Here is a 25,249-nt window from a genome sequence, read left to right as displayed (position 1 = left end):
AACCCGGTCTCACGGAGAGAGTCGAGCTGTGTCCCAGCGCACAGCTTCGGGGGTCCTCGTGGGACGGCCTGGAGGGCCGATCCGGGCGACGAAACGTGAGGCGGAACACTCCGGCGAGCCTCGGCTGCCCTCGCGGGAGGACCGCGCTCGTGCTCACTCCTCGAACAGGCTCGGCTCGGTGTCGACGACGACACCGGTTCCCGCGCCCACGGCGTTCTCCGGTGGAACCAGACCGAGATGACGCCAGGCGGCGGCTGTGGCCACTCTCCCCCGTGGGGTGCGGGCCAACATGCCCACCCGCACCAGGTACGGCTCGCAGACCTCCTCGATGGTGGTCTGCTCCTCCCCCACCGCCACGGCCAGGGTGGAGATCCCCACCGGTCCCCCGTTGAAGAACCGGGCCAGCGCCCCGAGCACCGCGCGGTCCAGCCGGTCCAGACCCAGCTCGTCCACGTCGTAGACCTCCAGGGCCGCACGGGCCACCTCCCGGGTGACCGCGCCGTCCGAGCGCACCTCGGCGTAGTCCCGGACGCGGCGCAGCAGCCGGTTGGCGATGCGGGGGGTGCCCCGACAGCGGCGGGAGATCTCCTCGGCACCGTCCTCGCGCAGGTCCACCCCGAGGATGCGGGCCGACCGGCGGATGACCTCGCTCAGCTCGGACGAGTCGTAGAACTCCATGTGGGCGGTGAACCCGAAACGGTCCCGCAGCGGTCCGGTGAGCGAACCGGAGCGTGTGGTCGCGCCCACGAGGGTGAAGGGGGCTATGTCCAGTGGGATGCTCGTGGCCCCCGGGCCCTTGCCGACGACCACGTCCACCCGGTAGTCCTCCATGGCGAGGTAGAGCATCTCCTCGGCGGGCCGGGCCATGCGGTGGATCTCGTCGATGAACAGCACGTCCCCCGCGGTGAGGTTGGACAGCATCGCGGCCAGGTCACCCGGTCGTTCCAACGCCGGGCCCGAGGTCACCCGGATCGAGGCGGACAGCTCGGAGGCCAGGATCATCGCCAGACTGGTCTTGCCCAGGCCGGGTGGTCCCGCGAACAGCACGTGGTCGGGCTGTTCCCCCCGCCCGAGCGCGCCGTGCAGCACGAGCTGGAGCTGCTCCCGCACCCGGGGTTGGCCCACGAAGTCGTCGAGTTTGCGGGGACGCAGACTCGCCTCGATCTCCTGCTCCCCGCTGCCCTGGTGCGGGGACAGCTCGTGACGGTCACGGTGTTCCTCCGACGGGGCTCCTCCCCCGGGCTCGCCCCACTCGTCCTCGTGCATGGCACTCCTCGAAGCCTCGTCGCCGCCTTGCCACCGAGTGTCGCAGCGACCGCGCTAGGTGGGCCCGAGCGTGGCCAGTGCCCTGCGCAACAGGGTGGAGGTGTCCGGGGGGTGCTCGCCCGCCTCGGCCAACACCGTGTTCACGCTCTGCTCGGCCTGCTTGGCCGAGAAACCGAGCCCGACCAGTGCCTCGCTCACCTCGGAACGCAGTCGTGCCGTGGCCGGGGACGGCCCGGCGGTGGCTCCGGCCGTGGCGGAGGCGGCCGAGGCCTCGAACTCGGCGGCGCCGTCCGGGGCGGGCAGCGCGTTGACCTTGTCCCGCAGTTCCAGGGTCAGCCGCTCCGCGTTCTTCCGACCGATGCCGGGAACCCGGGTGAGCACACCGATGTCGCCCTCGGCCAGCGCGGTGCGCAGTTGGTCCGGTTCGAGCACGGCCAGAGCGGCCAGAGCCAGCCGGGGACCGACCCCGGAGGCCGTCTGCAACAGCGTGAACAGGTCACGGGCCTGGGCGTCGGCGAACCCGTAGAGGGTGAGCGAGTCCTCGCGCACCACCAGGGAGGTGGCCAGCCTGGCCTGTTCCCCCCGTCGCAGTCCTCCCAGTGTCGCGGGGGTGGCGTGGACGGCCATGCCGACGCCTCCCACCTCGACCACGACGTGGTCCAGGCCCACGGACAGCACCTCGCCCCGGACCGAAGCGATCATTGCTGGTTTCCTCCCGTCCCGGACGAATCACGAACGGCGCGGCGCAACCGCTGCCGATGGTTACGGGCCAGGCTCGCGGCCCGTTGTTCGGCCTCGGCCAGCCTGTCGGTCATCGGGGCCCGCCACAGATGGCACAGTGCCAGGGCCAGCGCGTCGGCCGCGTCGGCGGGTTTGGGGGGTGTGCTCAGCCCGAGCACCTTGCTCACCATGGCGGTCACCTGACGCTTGTCCGCCCGACCGGAGCCGCTGATGGCCGCCTTGACCGAGCTGGGCGTGTGGAAGGCCACCGGGATGTCCCTGCGCGCGGCGGCCAGGGCCACCACCCCGGAAACCTGGGCGGTCCCCATGACCGAACGCACGTTGTGCTGACTGAACACCCGTTCGATCGCCACCACGTCGGGGCGGTGTTCGTGGATCCACTGCTCCACCCCGTCACCGATGGTGAGCAGTCGCCGCGGCAGTTCCTCCTCGACCGGGCTGCGCACGACGCCGACCCCCAGGCACCGCACTCCCCGCCGGTGTCCCCCCTCGACGACACCGATGCCGCAGCGGGTCAGCCCCGGGTCGACTCCCAGTACACGCACCCCGTCATCCTCCCGCGCCGCCGTGGTGAACAGACGTTCGAATCCTATCGGTTCCGCGCGGACCCGGACACGGCCGACACGGCCTCATCCGCGAGGCCCGGCAGGACGGAGCGGCGGGAGGCCTTCCGGCACCGCGTTCACCGTCTTCCGCCGGGGAGACACTCGTCCGGATCAGGCCCCGTCGACCCCGGGGGTCCAGCTCTCCGGCAGCCCCGAGTCGGTCAGCACCGGCTGGTACTCCCGGAACTCCTCCGAGGCTCCCTCGGACCAGGGCAACAGCCCGGTACGGGGCTCGGGCAGCACCATCTGCAGGGCGGGGAAGTCGTCCCCGTCGTGCAGCAGCACCGCGCTGCCGAGGTACTGCGGGTAGTGTGCCCCGCAGACCCGTTCGAAGGTCACCGGCTGTTCGGCCAGAAACCCCTCGTAGAGCCGTCCCGGGACGAAACGTTCCCCCCGTGCGGCCCTGGCGGTGTAGGTGTTCACCACGGCGTGCGCGACCTCCGGGGGAAGGCCGATCACCACCACCTCGGGCTTGCCGAAGCGGCGCCAGACTCCGGCGGAGAACGCGTACGGCGGGTGCTGTTCCTCCTCGTCGACGTGCACGACGGCGGCACCGTGCCGTTCGGCGGTGCGCAGCAGCCGGTCCCGCATCTGGTCGGGCGCGTCCGGAGTGACGGTCATCGCGTCCTTTCCGCCCCTTCCGTCGGATCACGGGCCTCACGACACCACGGGTGTCTGTCCACGCGGCGTCGACGAACAGCCTAGTCCACCGGGCGAGGACTCCGGAGGGGAGATCGGCTTCTCCGCCTGAGGCGCGAGCGCGCTCGAAGCGGCACGGCGGGGACCTCCGGCCGGGGGAACAAGCCCGAAAGTCCCCGTCCGCGGCGCGCTCAGGCCGAGGCCTGTTCCATGACCTCGTCGCTGACGTCGAAGTTCGAGTACACGTTCTGCACGTCGTCGCAGTCCTCGAGCGCGTCGATCAGCTTGAAGACCTTGCGCGCGCCCTCGCTGTCCAGCGGAACGTTGACCGAGGGGAGGAAACTCGGTTCGGCCGAGTCGTACTCGAAGCCCGCCGCCTGCAACGCCTTCCGCACCGGAACGAGGTCCCCGGGATCGCACAGCACCTCGTACTGCTCCCCGAGGTCCTCGATCTCCTCGGCACCGGCCTCCAGCACGGCCCCGAGCACGTCCTCCTCGCTCAGCCCGTTCTTGGGCAGCAGCACGACACCGCGCCGGTTGAACAGGTAGGACACCGATCCGGCGTCGGCCATGGAACCGCCGTGCCGGTTCATGGTGGCCCGCACCTCGCTGGCGGCGCGGTTGCGGTTGTCGGTCAGGCACTCGATCAGCACCGCCACCCCGTTGGGGGCGTAACCCTCGTACATGATCGTCTGCCAGTCGGCGCCACCGGCTTCCTCACCGGCACCGCGCTTGCGGGCGCGCTCGATGTTGTCCTGGGGGACCGAGGACTTGCGCGCCTTCTGGATGGCGTCGTACAGGGTCGGGTTGGCCTCCGGGTCCCCTCCGCCCATGCGCGCGGCGACCTCGATGTTCTTGATCAGCTTCGCGAAAAGCTTACCGCGCTTGGCGTCGAGGGCGGCCTTCTTGTGCTTGGTCGTGGCCCACTTGGAGTGGCCGCTCATCTCTCCTCCGTGGTCTCTGCTCTTGCCGGAGTGGCCTCGCGGGCACGTCCGTCGTCGTTGTCACGGATCATTCGCACGAACAGACGGTGCACACGATCGTCACCGTTGGCCAGCTCCGGATGAAACGCCGTAGCGAGTACCGGACCCTGGCGAACGGCGACGATGGTACCCGTTCCGTCGCCCTCGGCCGACCCGCGCACCGGGCGTCCCCGCACCTCGGCCAACACCGCGACGTCAGCACCGGTCTTCTCCACGATGGGGGCGCGGATGAACACGGCGTGCATCGGGGGACCCTCGATCCCGGCGACGTCCAGCTCGGCCTCGAAGGAGTCGACCTGGCGTCCGAAGGCGTTGCGCCGGACCACCACGTCCAGCGCTCCCAGCGTCCGCACTCCCGGAGCGCCCTCGACGTCGGTGCGGTCGTCGAGCACGCTGTCGGCCAACAGCACCATGCCCGCGCAGGAACCGTAGGCCGGCATCCCCTCGCGCAGCCGTTGCCGCAACGGTTCGAAGAGTTCGAAGGTCTCCAGCAGACGGGTCATCGTCGTCGACTCGCCTCCGGGCAGCACCAGCCCGTCGACCGCCGCGAGTTCCCGCGGCCCGCGCACGGTGCGGGCCGGCACCCCGAGACGTTCGAACGCCTGGAGGTGCTCGGCCACGTCCCCCTGCAGGGCGAGTACGCCCACCACCGGTTGAGCTTGGTTCACATCTCCGATTGTCCTGCACACGGGCGATTCGGCAATGTCCGGGTCACCTCACGTCCGCTCCGCAGCTCGCGGAACGGCGGCGCACCACACGCCAACCGACCGTTATGCCCACGACCAGCAACGGCACGGCGTACAGCGACCAGCGAGCCGCGATGTCGGAGGAGAATCCCGCCAGCACCAGCACGAGGGCGAGGAAGCCGAGCACGATCCAGTTCGTGTAGGGGGAACCCGGCATCCGGTAGGAGGGGCGCCGCAACCTGCCCTGCCGGGCGAACTCGCGCAGCCGCAGCTGGCTGTACAGCAGCACGGCCCAGGTGGCGATCACGCCGAGCGAGGAGACCGAGGTGGCGATCTCGAAGGCCTTGTCCGGCAGCGCGTAGTTGAGCAGCACCCCCAGCAGGAACACCGCCGCGGTGAACAGCACGGCCCCGTAGGGCGCCCGCTGGGAGTTCATCCGCGCCGTGAACGAGGGAGCCTCCCCGTTGAGGGACAGCGAGCGCAGGATGCGTCCGGTGGAGTAGAGCCCGGAGTTGCAGCTGGACAGGGCTGCGGTGAGCACCACGAAGTTCATGATGTCGCCGATCCAGGGGACTCCGATGCTGGAGAACACCGTCACGAAGGGGCTCTCGGTCCCGCTGTAGGCGGTCCAGGGCAGCACCATGCACAGCAGCAGCAGGGAGCCCACGTAGAACAGGGCGATGCGCACGATGACGTTGTTGATCGCGCGCGGCATCACCTTGGCCGGGTTCTTCGTCTCCCCGGCGGCGATACCGGCCATCTCCATCGAGGCGTAGGCGAAGATCACCCCCTGGAGGCTCATGAGCACCACGGGCAGTCCCAACGGCAGGAAGCCACCGTGCGAGAACAGGTTGCCGACACCCGCCGTGGTCTCGCCCATCTCGGCGCCGGTGGCGACCAGCCAGGTCCCCACCACCAGGAAGCTGACGATGGCCAGCACCTTGATCACCGAGAACCAGAACTCCAGTTCGCCGAACAACCGCACCGAGAGCAGGTTCACCACCAGCAACACCAGCAGCGAGAGCAGGGCGGTGATCCACTGGGGGAACTCGGGGAACCACTTGCCGATGTAGATGCCCGCGGCCGTGATCTCGGCGACTCCGCTGCCGACCCAGTTCACCCAGTACATCCATCCGGCGGCGAACCCGGCCCAGGGGCCGATGAACTCCCGGGCGTACTCGACGAAGCTGCCGGAGACCGGCCGGTAGAGCACCAGTTCGCCGAGGGCCCGCATCACGAAGAACACGGCCACGCCGCAGGCGAGGTAGGACAGGATGATTCCGGGTCCCATCTCCTCCAGCAGCCCCCCGGCTCCGAGGAACAGGCCGACCCCGATGGCCCCGCCCATGGCGATCATCTGGACCTGGCGGTTTCCCAGGCCGGTGGCGTAACCCTCCTCGTTGCCCCGCTGTCCGGTCGGTCCCGTGGCTGCCGTGGCACCGTCCGACGGGTCGGGCGTGGTGACCAAGGTTCTGCCTCCACTACGTATCGGCCGGGTGAGGATGGCCCGGCTCGCTACGGGGTCCGGCTCCGTGGGTCGGAGCCGGCTCGGTCGACAAGACCCTAATCACTCGGAAGACACCCCCCGAACGGGGGTTAACGATCACTTACATGACGGGCGTGCTAAGGACGGCGCGCATTCCGGCGGTCACTCCGGCCGCCACCAGCACCACCACCACGAAGGGGGCCCGTCGCCACGCCAGCACCCCGCCGACGGCCACTCCGGAGACCCGGGCGACCCCGGCGAAGGAACCCGACTCGTACAGTGCGCTGGTCGCCACGAAGGCACCGAGCAGCACCAGCGAAGCCACCGACAGCGACCACCGCCACCGTTCGGGCAGCCGTAGTCTGTCGCGCAACAACGGCCCCGCCACCCGCAGCGCGTAGGTTCCGGCGGCCAGCGCCAGCACGATCCCCAGGGTCATACGCCCGCCTCCGAACGCTCGTCGGAGTGGCCCGTGGCGACCGGCAGCGCGGCGACCATGCCGAACAGCCCGCACAGCACGGGAAGCCCCTCCTCCAGCACCGGGGTCAGCACCACGGCCACCGTGGAGCCGAGCGCCACGGCCCGGAGGGTGGGGCGGTCCCGCAGGGCGGGCAGCACCAGGGCGAGCAGCCCGGCGGGCAGGGCCGCGTCCAGACCGAGCGCGCGCGGGTCGCCGATGCCGTCGCCGAGCAGCCCCCCGAGGAACACGGAGGGGGCCCAGACCCCGTACAGGGTCAGTCCGGCGGCCCAGTAGGCACGTCGCCGCCGGTGCGGGTCGGACTCGGCCAAGGCGAAGGCCACGGCCTCGTCCACCAACAGGTGGCTTCCGAACAGCCTGCCGACCGGGCCGCTGTCGGCCAGCATCCCTCCGAGGGCCAGCCCGTAGGGCAGGTGGCGGGCGTTGAGCAGCAACCCGCCGAGCACCACCGCGAACGGGGCGGCCCCGGAGGTGGCCATCCCCACCGCCAGCAGTTCGGAACCTCCCGCGAACACCAGTGCCGCCATCAGGGTGACCAGCCACAGCGGAACCCCCTTGGTGACGGCGATCGCTCCGAGCGAGGCACCGACCACCGCCAGGGCGAGTGCCATGGAGGCCACCGGGATGATCAGGGGGGAGTCACGCCGTAACGTCCCCAATGTTCGGCGCATCAAACGCATGGTCGCTATAGTGAACAACAGCACCGTTGTTCGTCAAACCGAACACAAGGAAGTGCGAGGCGAACAGCCATGGACGGATCCGGAGAGAGCGCCGCGCTGGAGATCATCGCTCCCGCGCTGCGGCGTGCCAGGAACGACGCGGGGATCTCGTTGAACGAACTGGCCAGGCGGGCCGGGGTCGCCAAGTCCACGCTCTCCCAACTGGAGGCGGGGACGGGCAACCCCAGCGTGGAAACCCTCTGGGCGGTCGCCGTGGCCCTCGACGTGCCGTTCAGCCGTCTCGTGGAACCGCCGGCCCCCCATGTGAAGGTCGTGCGCGCGGGCACGGCACCGACACTGCGTTCCGAACACGGCGCCTTCGCCGCGGGACTACTGTCGGCGTGCCCGGCGGGGGCCAGCCGCGACCTCTACGAGATAGCCCTCGAAGCGGGGCAGCAACGCCGCGCCGATCCGCACCAGCGCGGCACCGTGGAACACCTGGTGGTGCTCTCCGGGACGATGTCGGCCGGCCCCCTGACGGAGCCGGCCGAACTGTCACCGGGGGACTACCTGACCTTCTCCGGCGAGGTCGCCCACCTCTACCGTGCCCCCGAGGGGGCCGCCAGGGCCCTGCTGGTCATGGAGCACAGGTAGGAAGACCACCGGAGTCCGGCCTCGTCGGAGTCACCAACCGCGTCGGGCGTAGTGCTGCTCCTCCGGCAGGTCCTCGACGTTGATGCCCACCATGGCCTCGCCCAGTCCCCGCGAGACCTTGGCGACGAGGTCGGCGTCGTCGTAGAAGGTGGTGGCCTTGACGATCGCCTCCGCCCGGGCGGCGGGATCGCCGGACTTGAAGATCCCCGAACCGACGAACACGCCCTCCGCGCCGAGTCGGCGCATCATGGCCGCGTCGGCGGGGGTGGCGACCCCGCCCGCGGTGAACAGCACCACGGGGAGTTCACCGGTGGTGGCGACCTCCCGCGCCAGTTCCACCGGAACCCGCATCTCCTTGGCCGCCGCGTACAGCTCGGTGCCGTCCGAGACCGACAGCCGCCGCATCTCGGAACGGATCCGCCGCATGTGCCGGGTGGCCTCCACCACGTTGCCGGTTCCCGCCTCTCCCTTGGAGCGGATCATCGCGGCGCCCTCGGAGATGCGGCGCAACGCCTCGCCGAGGTTGGTGGCGCCGCACACGAACGGCACCGTGAAGGGCCACTTGTCGATGTGGTTGTCCTCGTCGGCGGGGGTCAGCACCTCGGACTCGTCGACGTAGTCCACCCCGAGGGACTGCAGCACCTCGGCCTCCAGGAAGTGGCCGATGCGCGCCTTGGCCATCACCGGGATGGACACCGAACGCACGATCTCCTCGATCATCGCGGGGTCGGACATCCGGGCCACACCACCCTGGGCCCGGATGTCGGCGGGCACACGCTCCAGCGCCATGACGGCGACCGCACCCGCGTCCTCGGCGATCTTCGCCTGCTCGGGCGTGACCACGTCCATGATCACACCGCCCTTGAGCATCTCCGCCATGCCGCGCTTGACACCGTCCGTACCGGTGCCCTCCGGACGTGCGGCCCCGCTGGTGACGTCGGTCACTTGCTGTCACTCCTCTCCGGGATCCCACGCGTGGCCGCCACCGTCGAAGCCCCCGCGAGCTCCGGGGGAGCCGGTGGGGACGGGGCGGAGGCGCCACGCGCGGGCCTCACGGACGTCGTTGTCGTACCGTGCCCTCGACGCTAGGAGTGACCCCCCACCCCGGAAACGGTCCACTGCGCGGTTTTCTCGCCAGACCACTCGGCCGCCCGTCGCCTTGCGCACCTCCGCCGAGGGGTGTGTGCTCGGCAACCACAGCCATCGCGGCACCGCACGGGGGGACGATCATGAACGACAGGCGGAGGGCGGCGCCGGAGGCCCGCGAGGCACCCCGAAAACCGGAGTCGGTGCGCAACGTGGTGTTCGTCGGGCCTTCCGGGACGGGCAAGACCACTCTCGTGGAACGGCTGTTGGCCACGAGTTCGACCATCCCGCGCCGGGGGTCCGTGGCGGCGGGAACCACGGTGTGCGACCACGAGCCGGCGGCCGTGGAGCAGCAGCGTTCCGTGGGCATGGCCGTGGCTCCGTTGTGGCACGGGGAAACCAAGATCAACCTGATCGACACTCCCGGCCATCCCGACTTTCTCGGGGAGCTGCGGGCCGGGCTGCGGGCCGCCGACTCCGCCGTGTTCGTGGTGGACGCCGCCGAGGGGGTGGACGAGGCCACCGTGGCCGTCTGGCGGGAGTGCGACCGGGTCGGAATGCCGCGAGGGGTGCTCGTCTCCCGCATCGACCGGCCCCGCGCCGACGTGTTCGCCACCGTCGAGGCCTGCCGCAACACGTTCGGCTCCGGGGTGGTCGCGCTGTATCTCGCGCGGTACCACGGGGGACAGCCCCGGCAGCTGTACGGGCTGCTCACCGGAAGTCTCCACGACTACTCGCGGGGAAGCACTCCCACGGTGGGCACCGCCCCGCACGGGATGGACGCGGAGGTCGAGGCGGCCCGGAACGAACTGCTCGAGGGCGTCATCGCCCACAGCGAGGACGAGTCCCTGCTCGAACGCTACCTGACGGGGGAATCCATCGAGGTGGGCACGCTGTTGAGCGACCTCGAAACCGCCGTGGCCCGGGGTGGGATCCACCCGGTGATACCGGCCTCGGCGGAAACCGGCATGGGGATGATCGAGCTGCTCGACGGGATCGTCCGGGGGTTTCCCGCCCCCACCGAGCGCGGTTCCGTCGAGGCCACCGCCCCCGACGGAACCGCCCCTCGTCCCCTGCGGTGCGATCCCGGGGGGCCGCTGGCGGCGGAGATCGTGCACACCTCGGTGGATCCCCATCGGGGCAGGATCTCGCTGGCCCGGGTGTTCTCGGGCACGTTGCTGCCGGACCGGTCGGTGCACGTCTCCGCGCACGGACTGGGTGAGCGGGGACGTGCCGACCACGACTCCACCGAGCGCGTGGCCCATGTCCACACCCCGTTCGGTGCCTCCCTGCACGAGACGCGGCACTGTGTGGCCGGGGACCTGTGCGCGCTGACCGGACTCGACTCGGCCGAGACCGGGGACACCGTCTCCGAGGCCGGGGACCCGCTGTTGATACAGCCGTGGGACATGCCCGACCCGCTGCTGCCGATGGCGCTGGCCGGACGCAGCGGTGAGGACGAGGACGCGCTGGCGCGCAACCTGAACCGGTTGTTGGCCAGCGACCCCACCCTGCGGGTGGACCGCTCCACCGAGACCCGTCAACTGGTGCTGTGGTGCATGGGCGAGGCGCACGCCGATCTCGTGCTGCGTCGGTTGCGGGAGCACGGGGTGGACGTGGACACCGAGCCGGTACGGGTGGCCTTCCGTCAGACCTTCCGGCAGGCGGCCGCCGGGCACGGCAGGCACGTCAAACAGTCCGGCGGGCACGGGCAGTACGCGGTGTGCGACATCGAGGTGGAGCCGCTGCCGCGCGGGGGAGGCTTCGAGTTCGTCGACCGGGTCGTGGGCGGGGCCATCCCGAAGCGGTTCGTGGGCAGTGTGGAACGCGGGATACGGGAGCAGCTGGCGAAGGGGCTGGAGTCGGGGTGCCCGTTGATCGACGTGCGGGTGACCCTGGTGGACGGCAGGACCCACAGCGTCGACTCCTCGGACGCCGCGTTCCAGACGGCGGGGGCGTTGGCCCTGAAGGACGCCGCCGAACGGGCCGGGCTGGTGACCCTGGAGCCGGTGGACGAGGTGTGGGTGCACGTGCCGGACGAACACCTGGGCACGGTGCTCGGTGACCTGTCGGTGCGCCGGGGCAGGGTGCTGGGCACCGAACCGGAAGGTTCCGGGTGGACGGTGGTGCGTGCTCACGTGCCCAGCACCGAGCTGACCCGGTACGCGGTCAACGTGCGTTCGCTGAGCTCCGGCAGCGCCAGTTTCAGCCGCAGCTTCGCCGGCTACGAACCGCTGCCGTGGTGAGCCGGTGGGGAATCGCGGCCCCACTCCGAGGTGGAGGGGCCTCGCGCCTCATGCCAACTCCTTCACCCGTTCGGGCAGGATGCCCGACACCGCAAGTCTTCCTCCTCCGTTGAGGGGCGAAGAACCCACGACGACCGACCGGAGGAGACGGCGATCACACCCGGATGTGGCGATCGTCGGAACCAGAGAGGAAGCCCGGTCGACTAGGGTGACCACGGTCGAACAGGAACGGTTGCAGCGAGTGCCTTCCGAGAACGAAGGGAGTCCTGATGGTCCACCAGGCCGCCGGTTCGTCCGGTTTCGAGGATGCGGGCGCGGAGTTGTCCGCGATCCGGGACGAGAACTCCTGGATCCAGCGGCAGATCGCGGACGGCGGGCTGAGCATGGAGCCGGACGCCGCGGACCGGGCGAGCAAGGTCTACGAACGCGAGGCCGAACAGGCCGAGAAACTGATTCGTGCAGCTATGCAGTTACAACAGGTGCCAGGGCTGGGGGACTACCCGTCGGGGCGGCAGTTGGCGGCCAAGTTCGGGAACAAGGCGCACAACGGCTCGACCGGTGCCGCGGACCTGTTGCGGCAGTTCGCCAATGAGCTGCGGCGCAAGGCCGATCTGTTCCAGCAGGCAAAGAAGAACTACCAGGCTACCGACGATCAGGTTGCCGAGGATCTGCGGAGGAGCGCGCAGTGAGAAGGGGGAGGCGATCGTTGTGGGCCGCCATCGTCGCTGCGGTGCTGACCGGTGTGCTCGGGTGCTCGCCCGGCGCCGACTCCGGGAACACTTCGGATTCCTCAGCCACGGAGATGCCCTCCTCGGAGGAGGTTCTGGCCAGTGTGAAACCCTGCGAGATCCTGCCGTCGGATACTCTGAAGTCTTTCGGGCTGGAAATGCCGGGTGAATCCGTGAAGCAGCTTCCGTGGGCTCCAGGATGTGACTACGAAGGTGATCCAGTCGGATTAAGACTGGAGTTGAATGAGCGTGAAACGGTAGCGGTAGCTGAGCAGAAACCTGTGTGGGCGGAATTCGAACGCCTCGAGGTCAACGGTCGTTCCGGGGCGCAGGCGATTCCCGAAGGGGCGACGCAAGCTCAAGGCTGCGATGTGCTGTTCAACGCCGGAGAAGGAATGGTCCAGGTTCGTACGACGGAAACCGGCCGTTTCGACAACATCGACGAGTGCGCGAAAGCGTTGGAGATCGCGAAGAAGGTGGAGCCGCACGTGCCCGAACCCGCGTGAGCACACCGGGGACGGTCCGACGATGAGCCCGCTCGGACTCCGCGGGCTCATCGCCACGGCCCGCCTCAGTCCAGGCGGCGCAGGAACGCCGCCCAGACCCGACGGTCGAACACCAACGCCGGACCCTGCGGCCACTTGGAATCCCGCACCGCGGTGACCTCACCACCGGGCAGGACCGCCGCCTCGACACAAGCACCGCCGTTGGGGCCACTGCGGCTGCTGCGCCGCCACCGCACACCCTCCAACTCGGCCGCGTTCCAAACACGTTCGTACTGCATCACACGATCTCCTCAGCGAGCTCGGACAGGAAGTCGGCTGACTCCGCCGCGGACAACGCCTGCTCGGCCAACGACTCGAACACCCCGTTGAACATGGCCACCTCGTCGACCTCCTCCAGGTAGATCCCACCGCGCTGGTTCTCCAGGTAGACCACCCCCGGGTCACCGGCACGTGGAAACCCCAACCAATGAAATGTTCCGAGATGACCGCGATGTGGTCCCACGGCGAACGGCAGCACCTGAACGGTGACATTCTCCCACCGCCCCACCTCGGCCAGGTAGCGCAGTTGTTCGCGCATCACCTCGGCGCCACCCACCCGCCGCCGCAGGGCCGCCTCGTCGACGATCGCGTGCATCCACAGTGGTTCCTCGCGGCGCCACAGGGCCTCCTGACGCCGCAGCCGCGCCTCGACCAGCTCACGCACCTCCACCTCGGAAGGACCGTCCTCGCCCCGGACCAGGGCCTCGATGTAGGAGCGGATCTGCAGGATGCCGGGTGGGAACCCCAGATCCCACTCCCGGATCCGGTCGGCGCCCCACTCCAGTCCGACGTAGAGCGAGAACCAGTCCGGCACCGCGCGGTTGCCGTCCCACCAGCCCTTCTCCTTGGCGAGCTCGGCCAACCGCAGGTACCACTCCACACGCTCGGACGGAACGTCGAAGAGCGCGAGCATCACCTCCAGGTCGGGGCCGCTGATCGTGTTGCGCATGCTTTCCATGTGGGCGATCTTCGCCGCGTTGCAGCGCAACCGTTTGGCCACGTCGGACTGTTTCAGTCCCGCCGTCTCGCGCAGCCTGCGGACCTCCTGCGCCAACCACCGCCTGCCGACGGTGGGACTGATCGGCTCCGGAACCACCGGCCCCGAACTGTTCATCATCACCTCTTCGACTGAAACCACAATCGATTACTCGATTGGGCGATTGTTTCGTCAAATTGACTAAGTCAATCTGACTTGCACTGACGTTCCGTCGCGTCAGCATCCACGGTCACGAATGTCACCGAGGAGACAACCATGCGTAACACCATGACCCTGTACCGGGTGGTCAATCCCGACTCACTGGGCTCCTACACCGAGCTGCTGCACCACGAACCCACCGACGAGCGGGTGGACGAGCCCGCGGCGTGGCACCGGCTGCGTTCCTGGGCGCTGGCCGTGCTGTCCCGCACCGAACAGCGCTTCGGGATGTACCGGATCGCGCTCATGCCGTTGGACCGGGACGGCGCCCCGGACGAACAGGCCTTCCACGACCTGATCACCGCCGACGTCGACGTGGTCGAGGACTACCTGTGCTGGTCCGGCGCCAGTGAACTCGTCCCCGCCCCCCGCATCTGAACCGCCCGCTCCCCAGGAGTGTCCGCTCTTCCGCGCGGGCCGGGCGGCTCCCGCTCCCCGGCCCGCTCACGCACCCGGTCGTGCCCGGTAGGCGCCGAGCAGCCGTTGCCCGACGGTGAACACCGACAGCACGAGCAGCACCCACACGGCCAGATCCAGCGCCCAGCCAAGCCCCAGCCCGTACAACCCGGTGCCCGTCAGCAGCAGCACCAGCCGTTCGGCCCGCTCGGCGAACCCACCGTCGGCGTCCAGCCCCTGGGCCTCGGCCCGGGCCTTGACATAGGAGACCACCTGCGCGGCCACCAGACAGACCAGCAACGCGGCCCCCAGCACGTGCCGATCGTTCACCAACAGCCACCAGGCCAGGGAACCGAACACCATCCCGTCGGTCACCCGGTCGCAACTGGCGTCCAGCACCGCGCCGAAGGAACCGCCGGTACCCGCCGCCCGGGCCATGGCCCCGTCCAACAGGTCGAACAGCAGGAAGAAGGTGACCGCCAGGGTTCCCAGCAGCGGATACCCCGTCGGGAAGAGGGTCACGGCCGCCAGGGACGCCCCCACCGTCCCCACGACCGTCGCCACATCGGGGGATATTCGGTGCCGCACCAACCAGGCACCGACCGGATCGGTGAACTTGGCCACCGAAGCTCGCGCGAAGACGTTCAACATGTTCCCGACCATCCGCCGTCGTACGGGGAACCCCGCACCAAGCAGCTTAACCGGCCGTGATCGGAGCACCGTACGGACACCACCGACAGGCGGACCAGCCGATCAATGATTCCTGCCACACCCGGAAATGACTTCCACCCGAGCGGGGTTGAACCCCGGCGAAACGTCGTCACGATTCCATGGAGGTCCAGCATGACCGACGCCGGCCAGATCCCCGGCTACACCACCGGAACCTGGGACATCGACGCGGTGCACTCCGACATCGAGTTCACCCTGCGGCACATGGGTGTCGGCCGCTCCCGGGGCAGGTTCGACAAGTTCGAGGGCCAGATCGTCACCGCGGACAACCCGCTGGACTCCAGCGTGACCGCCACCATCGACACCGCCTCCGTCAACACGGGCAACGCCGACCGCGACGCCCACGTGCGCGCCGAGGACTTCCTGGACACCGACAACCACCCCACGGCGACCTTCCGCTCCACCGGCATCCGGCAGAACGGCGAGACCTGGCTGATCGACGGGGACTTCACCCTGCACGGGGTGACCCTGCCGATCACCCTGGAGGCCGAGCTCGGCGGGTTCACCGACACCTCGGACGGCGGCAAGATGCTCGGGCTGTCGGCGAGCACCACGCTGAACCGCACCGACTTCAAGGTGGGCCCCAACGGCGGCGCCATGCTCGGCGAGAAGGTCAGGATCGCTCTGGAGATCGAGGCCACGCTGCGCGGCTGAGACTCCAGCTCTTCCGGTGTGGCTCGACAGCGGTCGAAGCACCGCCACCACGACGACGGGATCCCGCCGTGCCTCGCTGAGGCGGCGGGATCCGTTCAGTCCAGTGCCGTCCAGGCGTCGGCGAGCAACTGCCGGGTGTCGGCCAACAGCTGGGGAAGTACCCTGGTGTGCCCGATCACCGGCATGAAGTTCGAGTCACCGCCCCAACGCGGGACCACGTGCTGGTGCAGGTGCGCGGCGATCCCGGCCCCGGCCACCGGCCCCTGGTTCAGCCCGATGTTGAACCCGTGCGGGGCGGACACGCTCCGGATCACCCGCATCGCCCGCTGGGTGAACTCCGCCACCGCCACCGTCTCCGGCCCGGTCAGGTCCGTGTAGTCGGCCACGTGCCGGTACGGCAACACCATCAGGTGACCGGGGTTGTACGGGTAGAGGTTCAACACCGCGAACACGAGTTCGTCCCTGGCCACGATCAACGTCTCGTCGTCGGGACGCTCGTCGTTCAACAGCCCGCAGAACGGACAGCCGTCGCTGCCCTCCCCGGTGGGTTTGTTCTCCCCCTGGATGTAGGAAAGCCGGTGCGGTGTCCACAGCCGCTGCAGGGCGTCCGGGACACCTATCCCGCGCTGCTCCCGGAACTCCGGCGACTCGTCCCGTGCTGACTCCCCGCCCGGGTTCCCGTGCTGCTCCTCGGCCCGTCGCCGTGTCACGCCAACTCCGCTCCGAAGTTCTCCGCCGTGGGGGAGGCGTTCTCCCGCCGCTCGACCCAGTGACCGAGCGCCTCGACCGCCCGCTCCACCGGAACCCCGTTGAGCTGGCTGCCGTCGCGGAAACGGAACGAGACCGCTCCCGCCTCCACGTCCTTGCCGCCGGCCAGCACCAGAAACGGCACCTTCTGCGTGGTGTGGTTGCGGATCTTCTTCTGCATCCGCTCGTCACCGGTGTCGATCTCGACGCGCAGCCCCTTGGCCCGCAGCCGGTCGAAGACCTCCTCCAGGTGCGGGACGTGGTCGTCGGCGATGGGAATGCCCACCGCCTGCACCGGGGACAGCCAGGCCGGGAAGGCACCGGCGTAGTGCTCGGTGAGCACCCCGAAGAAACGCTCGATGGAACCGAACAGCGCACGGTGGATCTTCACCGGGCGCCGTTTGGAGCCGTCCGCGGCGGTGTACTCCAGGTCGAACCGCTCCGGCATGTGGTAGTCCAACTGGATGGTGGACATCTGCCAGGTGCGACCGAGGGCGTCCTTGGCCTGCACCGAGATCTTCGGTCCGTAGAAGGCCGCCCCGCCCGGATCCGGAACCAGCTCCAGCCCGGACTCCTCGGCCACCGCCCGCAGCGTCTCGGTGGCCTCCTCCCACAGCTCGTCACTGCCGACGTACTTCTGCTCGTCCTTGGTGGACAACTCCAGGTAGAAGTCGTCCAGCCCGTAGTCCCGCAGCAGGTCCAGCACGAAGTGCAGCAGGGACTTCAGCTCGGCGCGCAGCTGTTCCGGCGTGCAGTAGATGTGCGCGTCGTCCTGGGTCATCCCCCGCACCCGGGTGAGCCCGTGGACCACCCCGGACTTCTCGTAGCGGTAGACCGAGCCGAACTCGAACAACCGCAGCGGAAGCTCCCGGTAGGAACGGCCCCGCGAGCGGTAGATCAGGTTGTGGAACGGGCAGTTCATCGGTTTCAGGTAGTAGTCCTGCCCGGGTTTGCGCACCTCGCCGTCGGCGTCGCGTTCCTCGTCGAGATGCATCGGGGGGAACATGCCGTCGGCGTACCAGCCCAGATGTCCCGAGGTCTCGAACAGCGCGCTCTTGGTGATGTGCGGCGAGTTGACGAACTCGTACCCGGCCTGTTCGTGCCTGCGGCGCGAGTAGTCCTCCAGCTCCCGCCGGATCACCCCGCCCTTCGGGTGGAACACCGGCAGCCCGGAGCCGATCTCCTCCGGGAAGGAGAACAGGTCCAGCTCCGCACCCAGCTTCCGGTGGTCCCTGCGTTCGGCCTCGGCCAACCACTCCAGGTGCGCGTCGAGGGCCTCCTTGGACTCCCAGGCGGTTCCGTAGATCCGTTGCAGCTGGCGGTTGTTCTGGTCCCCCCGCCAGTAGGCGGCCGCCACCCGGGTCAGCGTGAAGGCGGGCAGGAACCTGGTGTGCGGCACGTGTGGGCCCCGGCAGAGATCCCCCCAGACCGTCTGCCCGTGCCGGTCGACGTTGTCGTAGACGGTCAGCTCGCCGTCGCCGAGTTCCATCACCTCGCTGGTGTCCACCTCGCCCGCACCGGACTTGAGGTCGATCAGCTCCAGCTTGTAGGGCTCGTCCGCGAGTTCCTCACGGGCCTGCCGCACCGAGCCCAACTCTCGGCGGGAGAACTTCTGCCCGGACTTGACGAGCTGCTTCATGCGCTTCTCCAGCGCCCGCAGGTCCTCCGGGGTGAACGGTCGTTCGACGTCGAAGTCGTAGTAGAATCCGTCGGTGATCGGCGGGCCGATGCCCAGCTTCGCCTCGGGGAACAGCTGCTGCACCGCCTGGGCCAGCACGTGGGCGGTGGAGTGCCGGATGACACTGCGGCCCGCCTCCGTGTTGGCCGGTACCGCCTCGACCTCCACGTCCGCCTCGGGAGCCCAGGAAAGATCACGCAACTCTCCCTCGGCGTCCCGGACCACGACGACCGCCTCGGGGCCCTTGGACGGCAATCCCGCCTGCTGGACGGCATCACCAGCCGTAGTGCCCGCCGGTACCTTCACCCGGGATTCCTGCTGGGTTTGGAGCGGCGAGACTGACACGGTTACTCCTACGATCGTTTGCTCGAACGGGATGTGCGCGTGATCCGGCCGAGGTCTCGAAGGACGTCGGAAACACCGCCGGATCGGACGAACACTGTCCTGTCGATGCTATCGGCCACCGATGCACCTCCCACGATCCGGCCGCCCCCGGGCTCCCGCCACCCGGTGGGGACGGGCGACGGGTCCCGGGAGCGTGGCCGGCGTGTGCTCAGCCCGAGGAGGCGAACAGCTCGGGTACCTCCAGGGCGGACACCGGTTCGCCCGCGCAGGCGCCCTGCACCGCGTGCACCTTCATGGCCCGCAGCCGCCGCGCCTGCTCGGCCGTGTCCACCCCGTCGGCCACCACCGTCATGTCCAGCAGGTGGGCCGCCGAGATCACACTGGAGACCAGGTGCTCGTCCAACGGGTCCGGACGCGGACCCTCCGAGAGCCTGCGCAGGTACTCCCCGGTGACCCGCACCGAGGTGACGGGAAGCTCCCGCAGCCTGCGGCTCTCGGTGTAGCGGGCCCCGAAGTCGCGGACGACGAACGCCGCTCCGAGCTCGCGAACGATGTCGACCGTGTCGGCCGGATCGCCCACCTCGTCGAACAGGGCCTGCTCTGGCACGGCCAGCCGCAGCTGCTCGGCGGGCAGGCCGGTCTCCTCCAGGATCTCCCGGAAATCACTGACCAGGTCCGGATCGCGGAAGTACCGTCCGGAGAGGTCGACGGTGACCAGGGGAGCCTCCGTACCGAGCCGGCGGACCCAGTGAGCCGCGTGGGCACAGGCCTGGCGCAGCAACCAGTCGTTCAGCCGGGTGATCGCCCCGGTGTCCTCGGCGAGGCCGACGAACTGCTCCGCGGCCAGTTCGCCGTACTCGGGGTGGTCCCAGCGCACGTCGGCGCGCATGGCCACGGTGCGCCCGTCGGAGAGTCGACGCACCGGCAGGTACTCCACGAAGAACTCGTGGCGGTCCAGGGCGGCGGGCATCGTGGCCGACAGCCGGAAACGACGACGCGCGGCTGCGTTGCGCTCGGAGTCGAACATCACCCACTGGGCTCTGCCCTCCTCCTTGGCCCGGTACAGCGTGATGTCGGCCTCCCGCAGGAGCTGTTCGGGATCCGAACCGGCCACGGGTTGTTCCACGACACCGGCGCTGGCCGTGGCGTTGAGTTCGTGCCCGCCGATGCGCACGGAACGACCGATCTCGTCCAGCAGGTGTTCCACCAGGCCCAGCATCCGGGTCGGCCCGTCGGTGTCGGCGACGAGCACCACGAACTCGTCACCACCCATCCGGGCCGCCAGCGCCCCGTGGCCGGTGGCCGTGTTGTTGATCCGGTTGGCCACGGCGCACAGCAGGTCGTCACCGATCGGGTGGCCGAGGCTGTCGTTGATCGTCTTGAACCCGTCCAGGTCGAGGTAACAGATCCCCACCCTCCGGTTGCCCGGCACGGGCCTGAGCGCCTCCTGCAGCCTGGTCGCCAGCAGGGTCCGGTTCGCCAGGCCGGTGAGCGGATCGTGCGTGGCCTGCCTGCGCAGCTCCGCCTGCAACATGTACCTGTCGGTGACGTCGGCGTAGAGCACCACCTGGTAGTCGGGCTCTCCGGCACCGTCGGTGACCAGCGCCCCGGAGACCTGGGCCCAGACGGTCCGTTCCTCGGGGGTGGTGTAGCGGACGTCCACGGCGAACCGCTCGGTGGCGCCCGCCAACAGCGCCCTGTCGGACTTGTGCAGCTTGTCCACCCAGTCGGGGTCGGCCAGCTCCAGCATGTGACAACCGAGCAGCCGCTCACGCGCAACGCCGAAGATGACCGTCATGGAGTCGTTGACGTCCTGCAACACTCCGTCCAGGCCGACGACGGCGATACCGAGGGCCGAGGAGGTGAACACGGCCCGGAAGCGTGCCTCGCTGGAGCGCAGCGCCTCCTCGGCGGCGTCCCTGGCGTTGAGCACGGCCCGCTGGATGACTCCCTGCTCGGCCAACACCCTGTCCCGGGCGGCCCCGTCGAAACCCGCCGCCAGGGAGGCGAGCAGTTCCAGCCGCCGTCCCGCCGGGACCACGGTGCCCGGCTCCACGCGGGCGGCCAGTTCCGACAGCTCGGAGCCGAGCAACAGCAACGTCCTGCGCAGGGCCTCGGGCGCCACCACGTGCTCCCGAACCAGCTCCGCGCCCACCTCGGCGACCGCCTTCCCGTCGTGGTGTTCGGCCAGCAGGGTCCCGAGCAGTCTCCTGACGCGTTCGGTGAGGAACTCCCACAGCTCGGGGCGGGACATGGGCACGTAGCTGGTGTCGATCACGGCTCGGCTCCACCGCCGGGCGAAGTCCACGAGCGGATCGGGTTCCGCGGCCTGCCGGGAGGTTCCCGCCGGCGCACCGGCAAGGACCGGTTCCTCCTCAACCGGGGTGTCGTTCATCGATCACACCTTGCGCCCAACCGCCCCGTAGACCAGGGACCGGGCCGGATCCTCCCAGCGGTCCTCCTCGGTGTCCGGACGCCACTCCGGCACGTAGACCAGGCCCGGCTCCACCAGTTCGAAGTCGGAGAGCAGCTCGGCGACCTCCTCGTGGGTGCGGGAGACCACCGGATTGCTGCTGTCGGCGTAGAGGTCGATGATGCTCTGGGTGAACTCGGGATACCCCTCGTGAGTGACGTGGGAGAATCCCAGGTAGCTGCCCGGGGGCATCCGTTCGTGGTAGGCCCGGATGGTCTCGTGGGGTCCGGCCGAGTCCGGCACGAAGTGCACCAGCGCCACCATCATCACCGCGATCGGTTCGGAGAGGTCCAGCAGCCGTCCGGCCTGCTCCGAGGCGAGGATCTCCTCGACGGAGTCGAAGTCGGCCTGCAACGCGTCGGCCCGCTCGTTGCCCTCCAGGATCGTGCGGCTGTGGGCCACGGCCACCGGCTCGTTGTCCACGTAGAGCACCCGCGCCTCGGGGGCGCGGTCCTGGGCGATCTCGTGCACGTTGCCCACCGTGGGGATGCCGGAGCCGAGGTCGAGGAACTGTCTGATCCCCCGGTCCAGGCAGTACCGGACGGCCCGGCGCAGGAAGGCCCGGTTGTTCTGCGCCAGCGGTTTCACGTGCGGAACCCTGGCCTCCACCTTCCGGGCCAGCTCGCGGTCCACCTCGAAGTTGTGTGAACCGCCGAGGTAGTAGTCGTAGCACCGTGCCGCACTGGCCTTCTCCAGGTCGACGTCCGCGGGTAGGCGGTTCGGGTCTGTCATGGAAGCTCCCTGTTGTCACGGGCCACCAGCAGTGCCCCCCGACACCCGGGCCCTGATCTCGCTCTGTGTGCATGGCCGACGACGCAGCTCCCCCGCCCGTCTTCCGGAGCTACCGTCGAGTGATCAACACGAATAATACTGTGACACCCCGCGCTCGAACACTCACGGTCGGCTGTCGGAACCACGCACCCACATCCCTCGTTCGGGGGTTTCGGAGCCTTTTCGGACGCAACCCCGCTCCCGCGGGTGGGGCACTCCCTTACTCGAAACGGGCCCGAACTCCCCGCTCACCGGCGCGAACCTCCCACGAGGCGGGCCGAGCCCTGTAACCGGACTCACCCGTCCACATGCCGGGCAGTGTAGTTAGGTATGCCTAAGCTATGGGGAGGAAGACGTGCCCACCGGGCCTTGAGGAGGAACCACCGTGAGCCAGCCGCTTCGAGTGGCCGTGATCGGCGCCGGCCCCGCCGGTGTCTACACCGCGGACATCCTGAACAAGTCGGAAACCCCCGTCGAAGTGGACCTGTTCGACCGGATGCCCGCCCCCTACGGGCTGGTCCGCTACGGCGTCGCCCCGGACCACCCCCGGATCAAGGGCATCGTCAACGCGTTGCACAAGGTGCTGGACACCCCCGGAATCCGCTTCCTCGGGCACGTGGAGTACGGGGTGGACTGCAAGCTGGAGGACCTGCGCGAGCACTACCACGCCGTGGTGTTCGCCACGGGCGCTGCCGACGACCGGAACCTGCCCGTGCCCGGCGTCGAACTGCCGGGCAGCCACGGCGCCTCGGAGTTCATCTCCTTCTACGACGGCCACCCCGACGCCCCCAGGGACTGGAACCTCGACGCCCGCGGCGTGGCGATCCTCGGGGCGGGCAACGTGGCCCTCGACGTGGCGCGCGTGCTCGCCAAACAGGCCGACGACCTGCTCGACACCGAGATCCCCGACAACGTCCACCGGGCACTGAGCGCCTCCTCGGTGACCGACGTGCACGTCTTCGCCCGACGCGGACCGGCACAGACGAAGTTCACCCCGCTGGAACTGCGCGAGCTCGGCCACCAGCCGAACACGGAGCTGATCGTGCACCCCGAGGGCTTCGAACTCGACGAGGCCAGCGAGGAGTCCGTCCGCACCAACAACCAGGTCAAGTCCGTGGTCAAGACCCTGCAGGACTGGGCGCTGCGTGACCCCTCGGGACAGGCCGCCCGCAGGCTGCACTTCCACTTCCTGCGCCGTCCCGTGGAGATCCTGGGCGAGACCGAGGTCACCGGGTTGCGCACCGAGATCATGGAGCTGACCGGGGACGGCTCGGTCCGTGGAACCGGCGAGTACGAGACCCACGAGGTGCAGTCCGTCTACCGGGCCGTGGGCTACCTGAGCTCGGCCCTGCCGGACGTCCCCTTCGACCACGACTCGGGAACCATCCCCCACGAGGGGGGAAGGGTGCTCGACCTCGACGGCGAGCACGTTCCGGGGGTCTACACCACCGGCTGGATCAAACGCGGGCCCGTGGGACTCATCGGCCACACCAAGGGTGACGCGCTGGAAACCGTCAACAACCTGCTCGCCGACCTCGGAAACCTGCCGACCCCGACCGAGAGCGACCGGGACGCGGTACTGCGGATGCTCGACGAGCGCGGGGTGGACTACACCACCTGGGAAGGCTGGAACCGCCTCGACGAGCACGAACGGGCACTCGGGGCACAGCGCGGCCGGGAACGCATGAAGGTCGTCGAACGCGACGAGATGGTGCGCATCAGCCACGGCGCGGAGTCCTGAGACCGCGCACCGACCGCTCGGGGCCGCCGACCACCCACGGCCCCGGGCCGTGCCTCGGGCACGTACGGTGCCTCCGTCACGGGACACGGCTCGCTGCGATCATCGTCGGCACACCGTAGTTTCGACCGCACCACGCGGAAGGACCGTGTCACGACGTCCCGGCGGAGACGGCAGAGCATGACCTGGGACTGGTTCTGGGCCCCGGAGTACGACCCCGCCCGGTTCGTGCTCCAGCGCCTGCTCGCGGCCACCTACGCCCTGGCCTTCCTCAACGTACTCAACCAGTTCGTCCCGCTGCTCGGCGAACGCGGACTCACCCCCGCGCCCCGCTTCCTGGAACGGGTTTCCTTCCGCCGCTGCCCCACGCTGTTCCACCTCCACTACTCGGACCGACTGCTGCGCGTGGTCGGATGGTGCGGGCTGCTGCTCAGTCTGGGCGCGTTCCTCGGCGCCACCGACCTCCTGCCGCTGTGGGCGGCGATGACGGTGTGGTTCGCGCTGTGGGCGCTGTACCTGTCGATCGTCAACACCGGCCAGGTCTGGTACGCCTTCGGCTGGGAGTCCCTGTTGCTCGAAACGGGATTCCTGGCGGTCTTCCTGGGCCCCGCCCACACCACGACCCCGGTTCCGGTGATCTGGCTGCTGTGCTGGCTGCTGTTCCGGGTGGAGTTCGGAGCCGGTCTGATCAAGATGCGCGGTGACCCCGCCTGGCGGGATCTCACCGCCCTGTACTACCACCACGAGACCCAGCCGATGCCCGGTCCGCTGAGTCGGGCGTTCCACCGCGCTCCGCGCCCACTGCACCGCGCCGAGGTGGTGGCCAACCACATCACCCAGTTGATCGTGCCGTTCGCCCTGTTCCTGCCCCAACCGGTGGCCTCGGCCGCCGCCCTGGTCATGATCGTCACCCAGGGCTGGCTGCTGCTCAGCGGCAACTTCGCCTGGCTCAACCTGGTCACGATCACCCTGGCCTTCTCCGCGACGGACACCACCCTGCTCGGCTGGCTGCCCACCCAGGCCCTCACTCCCGCCGCGGAACTCCCCCAGGACGGGAGCACCCCGTTGTGGCACCGCGCGGCCGTGCTGGCGTTGACCGCGCTGATGGTGGTGCTCAGTTACTGGCCGGTACGCAACATGCTCGGCAGCGGACAGGTGATGAACCGCAGCTTCAACAAACTGCACCTGGGCAACACCTACGGGGCCTTCGGCAGCGTCACGCGCACCCGCCACGAGGTGATCCTGGAGGGACTGGCCACCGGGGAGTCCGAGTGGCGGGAGTACGGGTTCCGGGGCAAACCGGGCGAGGTCACCCGTCGGCCTCCCCAGATCGCCCCCTACCACCTGCGGCTCGACTGGCTGATGTGGTTCGTCGCGATATCGCCCTCCTACGGGAGGGGATGGCTCGAACGGCTGCTGCTCGCCCTGCTGCGCGGGGACCGGAACGTGCTGCGGCTGCTACGCCACGACCCGTTCCACGGGCGGCCCCCGCGTTACGTACGGGCACGGCTGTTCCATTACCGCTTCAGCACCCCGCGCGAACGACGGGAAAGCGGCGTCTGGTGGGTCCGCACCCCGGTCACCGAACTGGTCCCGGCCGTGTCCCTGGACGACGTGGCGCCGAACGGATGAACGGCGAAGACGCTGCCGGGGACCCGGTCCGAAGGCGGACTGTCGGCCGACCGGTCGCGGCCACGCCCCTCACCCTCGTTACGGACGAA

25 protein-coding genes are annotated in these 25,249 nt (G+C 69.4%); 8 read left to right on the top strand and 17 right to left on the bottom strand.

The genetic code is table 11. The features are described from left to right. Nucleotides 1-153: 153 nt before the first annotated feature. The 9 genes from ruvB to ACTMO_RS20370 all read right to left on the bottom strand — a co-directional run bounded on the left by ruvB (nucleotide 154) and on the right by ACTMO_RS20370 (nucleotide 7,555). Nucleotides 154-1,266: a Holliday junction branch migration DNA helicase RuvB gene (ruvB, locus tag ACTMO_RS0105360; protein ID WP_019853637.1), complete on the bottom strand. Its 1,113-nt coding sequence runs from the start codon at nucleotides 1,264-1,266 to the stop codon at nucleotides 154-156. A 54-nt stretch (nucleotides 1,267-1,320) separates the two neighbouring features. Further along, entirely contained in the window at nucleotides 1,321-1,968 is a 648-nt protein-coding gene (gene ruvA / locus ACTMO_RS0105355) for a Holliday junction branch migration protein RuvA (RefSeq protein WP_019853636.1), read from the bottom strand. Beyond that, nucleotides 1,965-2,552, bottom strand: a complete 588-nt coding sequence (gene ruvC / locus ACTMO_RS0105350) for a crossover junction endodeoxyribonuclease RuvC (protein WP_019853635.1) — start codon at nucleotides 2,550-2,552, stop codon at nucleotides 1,965-1,967. The genes ruvA and ruvC overlap by 4 nt, the downstream gene beginning before the upstream one ends. Nucleotides 2,553-2,723: 171 nt before the next feature. Beyond that, complete coding sequence (locus tag ACTMO_RS0105345; RefSeq protein WP_019853634.1) at nucleotides 2,724-3,233, bottom strand: DUF4262 domain-containing protein; 510 nt, start codon at nucleotides 3,231-3,233, stop codon at nucleotides 2,724-2,726. A gap of 209 nt (nucleotides 3,234-3,442) precedes the next feature. Continuing rightward, the gene (locus ACTMO_RS0105340; RefSeq protein WP_019853633.1) at nucleotides 3,443-4,195 is read right to left on the bottom strand and encodes a YebC/PmpR family DNA-binding transcriptional regulator; all 753 of its coding nucleotides are present in this window, start codon (nucleotides 4,193-4,195) and stop codon (nucleotides 3,443-3,445) included. Then, nucleotides 4,192-4,902: a pyridoxal 5'-phosphate synthase glutaminase subunit PdxT gene (gene pdxT, locus ACTMO_RS20375; protein ID WP_033401497.1), complete on the bottom strand. Its 711-nt coding sequence runs from the start codon at nucleotides 4,900-4,902 to the stop codon at nucleotides 4,192-4,194. Before pdxT ends, ACTMO_RS0105340 begins: the two co-directional genes overlap by 4 nt. 43 nt (nucleotides 4,903-4,945) lie before the next feature. Further along, nucleotides 4,946-6,388, bottom strand: a complete 1,443-nt coding sequence (locus ACTMO_RS0105330) for an amino acid permease (protein WP_019853631.1) — start codon at nucleotides 6,386-6,388, stop codon at nucleotides 4,946-4,948. Between the two features lie 139 nt (nucleotides 6,389-6,527). Beyond that, on the bottom strand, nucleotides 6,528-6,845 hold the full coding sequence (locus ACTMO_RS0105325; protein ID WP_019853630.1) for an AzlD domain-containing protein: 318 nt from the start codon (nucleotides 6,843-6,845) through the stop codon (nucleotides 6,528-6,530). Then, entirely contained in the window at nucleotides 6,842-7,555 is a 714-nt protein-coding gene (locus tag ACTMO_RS20370) for an AzlC family ABC transporter permease (protein WP_157062794.1), read from the bottom strand. The genes ACTMO_RS0105325 and ACTMO_RS20370 overlap by 4 nt, the downstream gene beginning before the upstream one ends. 78 nt (nucleotides 7,556-7,633) lie before the next feature. On the opposite strand from ACTMO_RS20370, the gene ACTMO_RS0105315 reads away from it, so the two are divergent. Beyond that, nucleotides 7,634-8,197: a helix-turn-helix domain-containing protein gene (locus ACTMO_RS0105315; RefSeq protein ID WP_019853628.1), complete on the top strand. Its 564-nt coding sequence runs from the start codon at nucleotides 7,634-7,636 to the stop codon at nucleotides 8,195-8,197. 30 nt (nucleotides 8,198-8,227) lie between these two features. Here ACTMO_RS0105315 and pdxS read toward each other — a convergent pair whose 3' ends face one another. Beyond that, the gene (pdxS, locus tag ACTMO_RS0105310; protein ID WP_019853627.1) at nucleotides 8,228-9,142 is read right to left on the bottom strand and encodes a pyridoxal 5'-phosphate synthase lyase subunit PdxS; all 915 of its coding nucleotides are present in this window, start codon (nucleotides 9,140-9,142) and stop codon (nucleotides 8,228-8,230) included. A 284-nt stretch (nucleotides 9,143-9,426) separates the two neighbouring features. Here pdxS and ACTMO_RS0105305 point away from each other — a divergent pair, with 284 nt between their 5' ends. The 3 genes from ACTMO_RS0105305 (at nucleotide 9,427) to ACTMO_RS20365 (ending at nucleotide 12,763) form a co-directional block, all read left to right on the top strand. After that, entirely contained in the window at nucleotides 9,427-11,529 is a 2,103-nt protein-coding gene (locus ACTMO_RS0105305) for an elongation factor G-like protein EF-G2 (protein WP_019853626.1), read from the top strand. 269 nt (nucleotides 11,530-11,798) lie between these two features. Continuing rightward, complete coding sequence (locus ACTMO_RS0105300) at nucleotides 11,799-12,218, top strand: hypothetical protein (protein WP_019853625.1); 420 nt, start codon at nucleotides 11,799-11,801, stop codon at nucleotides 12,216-12,218. A 17-nt stretch (nucleotides 12,219-12,235) separates the two neighbouring features. Continuing rightward, nucleotides 12,236-12,763, top strand: coding sequence for a DUF3558 family protein (locus ACTMO_RS20365; RefSeq protein ID WP_033401496.1), 528 nt, complete (start codon nucleotides 12,236-12,238; stop codon nucleotides 12,761-12,763). A 65-nt stretch (nucleotides 12,764-12,828) separates the two neighbouring features. Here the strand turns inward: ACTMO_RS20365 and ACTMO_RS0105290 are convergent, their stop codons facing one another. Next, on the bottom strand, nucleotides 12,829-13,041 hold the full coding sequence (locus tag ACTMO_RS0105290) for a DUF397 domain-containing protein (RefSeq protein WP_019853623.1): 213 nt from the start codon (nucleotides 13,039-13,041) through the stop codon (nucleotides 12,829-12,831). Further along, complete coding sequence (locus ACTMO_RS0105285; RefSeq protein WP_033401733.1) at nucleotides 13,041-13,916, bottom strand: helix-turn-helix domain-containing protein; 876 nt, start codon at nucleotides 13,914-13,916, stop codon at nucleotides 13,041-13,043. Before ACTMO_RS0105285 ends, ACTMO_RS0105290 begins: the two co-directional genes overlap by 1 nt. A 138-nt stretch (nucleotides 13,917-14,054) precedes the next feature. On the opposite strand from ACTMO_RS0105285, the gene ACTMO_RS0105280 reads away from it, so the two are divergent. Next, nucleotides 14,055-14,375 carry a hypothetical protein gene (locus ACTMO_RS0105280; RefSeq protein ID WP_019853621.1) on the top strand — a complete coding sequence of 107 codons (321 nt, stop codon included), beginning with the start codon at nucleotides 14,055-14,057 and terminating at the stop codon, nucleotides 14,373-14,375. A gap of 66 nt (nucleotides 14,376-14,441) precedes the next feature. On the opposite strand, the gene pgsA is transcribed toward ACTMO_RS0105280, so the two are convergent. Continuing rightward, nucleotides 14,442-15,044: a phosphatidylinositol phosphate synthase gene (pgsA, locus tag ACTMO_RS0105275; protein WP_026448905.1), complete on the bottom strand. Its 603-nt coding sequence runs from the start codon at nucleotides 15,042-15,044 to the stop codon at nucleotides 14,442-14,444. 192 nt (nucleotides 15,045-15,236) lie between these two features. Here pgsA and ACTMO_RS0105270 point away from each other — a divergent pair, with 192 nt between their 5' ends. Continuing rightward, nucleotides 15,237-15,776 (top strand): YceI family protein, encoded by a 540-nt coding sequence (locus ACTMO_RS0105270; protein WP_019853619.1) that lies wholly within the window; start codon nucleotides 15,237-15,239, stop codon nucleotides 15,774-15,776. A gap of 95 nt (nucleotides 15,777-15,871) precedes the next feature. Here the strand turns inward: ACTMO_RS0105270 and ACTMO_RS0105265 are convergent, their stop codons facing one another. The 4 genes from ACTMO_RS0105265 to ACTMO_RS0105250 form a co-directional block, all read right to left on the bottom strand. Continuing rightward, on the bottom strand, nucleotides 15,872-16,486 hold the full coding sequence (locus tag ACTMO_RS0105265) for an HIT family protein (protein WP_019853618.1): 615 nt from the start codon (nucleotides 16,484-16,486) through the stop codon (nucleotides 15,872-15,874). Beyond that, entirely contained in the window at nucleotides 16,483-18,507 is a 2,025-nt protein-coding gene (gene thrS / locus ACTMO_RS0105260; protein WP_026448904.1) for a threonine--tRNA ligase, read from the bottom strand. The genes ACTMO_RS0105265 and thrS overlap by 4 nt, the downstream gene beginning before the upstream one ends. Before the next feature lie 247 nt (nucleotides 18,508-18,754). Further along, on the bottom strand, nucleotides 18,755-20,941 hold the full coding sequence (locus ACTMO_RS0105255) for a putative bifunctional diguanylate cyclase/phosphodiesterase (protein ID WP_019853616.1): 2,187 nt from the start codon (nucleotides 20,939-20,941) through the stop codon (nucleotides 18,755-18,757). Between the two features lie 3 nt (nucleotides 20,942-20,944). Further along, on the bottom strand, nucleotides 20,945-21,751 hold the full coding sequence (locus ACTMO_RS0105250; protein ID WP_019853615.1) for an SAM-dependent methyltransferase: 807 nt from the start codon (nucleotides 21,749-21,751) through the stop codon (nucleotides 20,945-20,947). A 424-nt stretch (nucleotides 21,752-22,175) separates the two neighbouring features. Between ACTMO_RS0105250 and ACTMO_RS0105245 the strand changes: the two genes are divergently transcribed. Together ACTMO_RS0105245 and ACTMO_RS0105240 are read left to right on the top strand one after the other, a co-directional pair. Beyond that, the gene (locus ACTMO_RS0105245) at nucleotides 22,176-23,531 is read left to right on the top strand and encodes an FAD-dependent oxidoreductase (RefSeq protein WP_026448903.1); all 1,356 of its coding nucleotides are present in this window, start codon (nucleotides 22,176-22,178) and stop codon (nucleotides 23,529-23,531) included. 177 nt (nucleotides 23,532-23,708) lie between these two features. Next, nucleotides 23,709-25,160 (top strand): lipase maturation factor family protein, encoded by a 1,452-nt coding sequence (locus tag ACTMO_RS0105240; protein ID WP_019853613.1) that lies wholly within the window; start codon nucleotides 23,709-23,711, stop codon nucleotides 25,158-25,160. Nucleotides 25,161-25,249: the final 89 nt, after the last annotated feature.

The organism is Actinopolyspora mortivallis DSM 44261, from assembly GCF_000384035.1.
GTDB lineage: Bacteria > Actinomycetota > Actinomycetes > Mycobacteriales > Pseudonocardiaceae > Actinopolyspora > Actinopolyspora mortivallis.
This window is presented reverse-complemented; position numbering and strand designations above follow the sequence as displayed.

Excerpts from the sequence above, each read along its gene's own strand:
- ruvB (WP_019853637.1), bottom strand. The coding sequence starts at position 1,266 with ATGCACGAGGACGAGTGGGGCGAGCCCGGGGGAGGAGCCCCGTCGGAG.
- ruvA (WP_019853636.1), bottom strand. The coding sequence starts at position 1,968 with ATGATCGCTTCGGTCCGGGGCGAGGTGCTGTCCGTGGGCCTGGACCAC.
- ACTMO_RS0105345 (WP_019853634.1), bottom strand. The coding sequence starts at position 3,233 with ATGACCGTCACTCCGGACGCGCCCGACCAGATGCGGGACCGGCTGCTG.
- ACTMO_RS0105340 (WP_019853633.1), bottom strand. The coding sequence starts at position 4,195 with ATGAGCGGCCACTCCAAGTGGGCCACGACCAAGCACAAGAAGGCCGCC.
- ACTMO_RS0105325 (WP_019853630.1), bottom strand. The coding sequence starts at position 6,845 with ATGACCCTGGGGATCGTGCTGGCGCTGGCCGCCGGAACCTACGCGCTG.
- ACTMO_RS20370 (WP_157062794.1), bottom strand. The coding sequence starts at position 7,555 with ATGCGCCGAACATTGGGGACGTTACGGCGTGACTCCCCCCTGATCATC.
- ACTMO_RS0105315 (WP_019853628.1), top strand. The coding sequence starts at position 7,634 with ATGGACGGATCCGGAGAGAGCGCCGCGCTGGAGATCATCGCTCCCGCG.
- ACTMO_RS0105305 (WP_019853626.1), top strand. The coding sequence starts at position 9,427 with ATGAACGACAGGCGGAGGGCGGCGCCGGAGGCCCGCGAGGCACCCCGA.
- ACTMO_RS0105300 (WP_019853625.1), top strand. The coding sequence starts at position 11,799 with ATGGTCCACCAGGCCGCCGGTTCGTCCGGTTTCGAGGATGCGGGCGCG.
- ACTMO_RS0105290 (WP_019853623.1), bottom strand. The coding sequence starts at position 13,041 with ATGCAGTACGAACGTGTTTGGAACGCGGCCGAGTTGGAGGGTGTGCGG.
- ACTMO_RS0105285 (WP_033401733.1), bottom strand. The coding sequence starts at position 13,916 with ATGAACAGTTCGGGGCCGGTGGTTCCGGAGCCGATCAGTCCCACCGTC.
- ACTMO_RS0105280 (WP_019853621.1), top strand. The coding sequence starts at position 14,055 with ATGCGTAACACCATGACCCTGTACCGGGTGGTCAATCCCGACTCACTG.
- pgsA (WP_026448905.1), bottom strand. The coding sequence starts at position 15,044 with ATGTTGAACGTCTTCGCGCGAGCTTCGGTGGCCAAGTTCACCGATCCG.
- ACTMO_RS0105270 (WP_019853619.1), top strand. The coding sequence starts at position 15,237 with ATGACCGACGCCGGCCAGATCCCCGGCTACACCACCGGAACCTGGGAC.
- ACTMO_RS0105255 (WP_019853616.1), bottom strand. The coding sequence starts at position 20,941 with ATGAACGACACCCCGGTTGAGGAGGAACCGGTCCTTGCCGGTGCGCCG.
- ACTMO_RS0105250 (WP_019853615.1), bottom strand. The coding sequence starts at position 21,751 with ATGACAGACCCGAACCGCCTACCCGCGGACGTCGACCTGGAGAAGGCC.
- ACTMO_RS0105240 (WP_019853613.1), top strand. The coding sequence starts at position 23,709 with ATGACCTGGGACTGGTTCTGGGCCCCGGAGTACGACCCCGCCCGGTTC.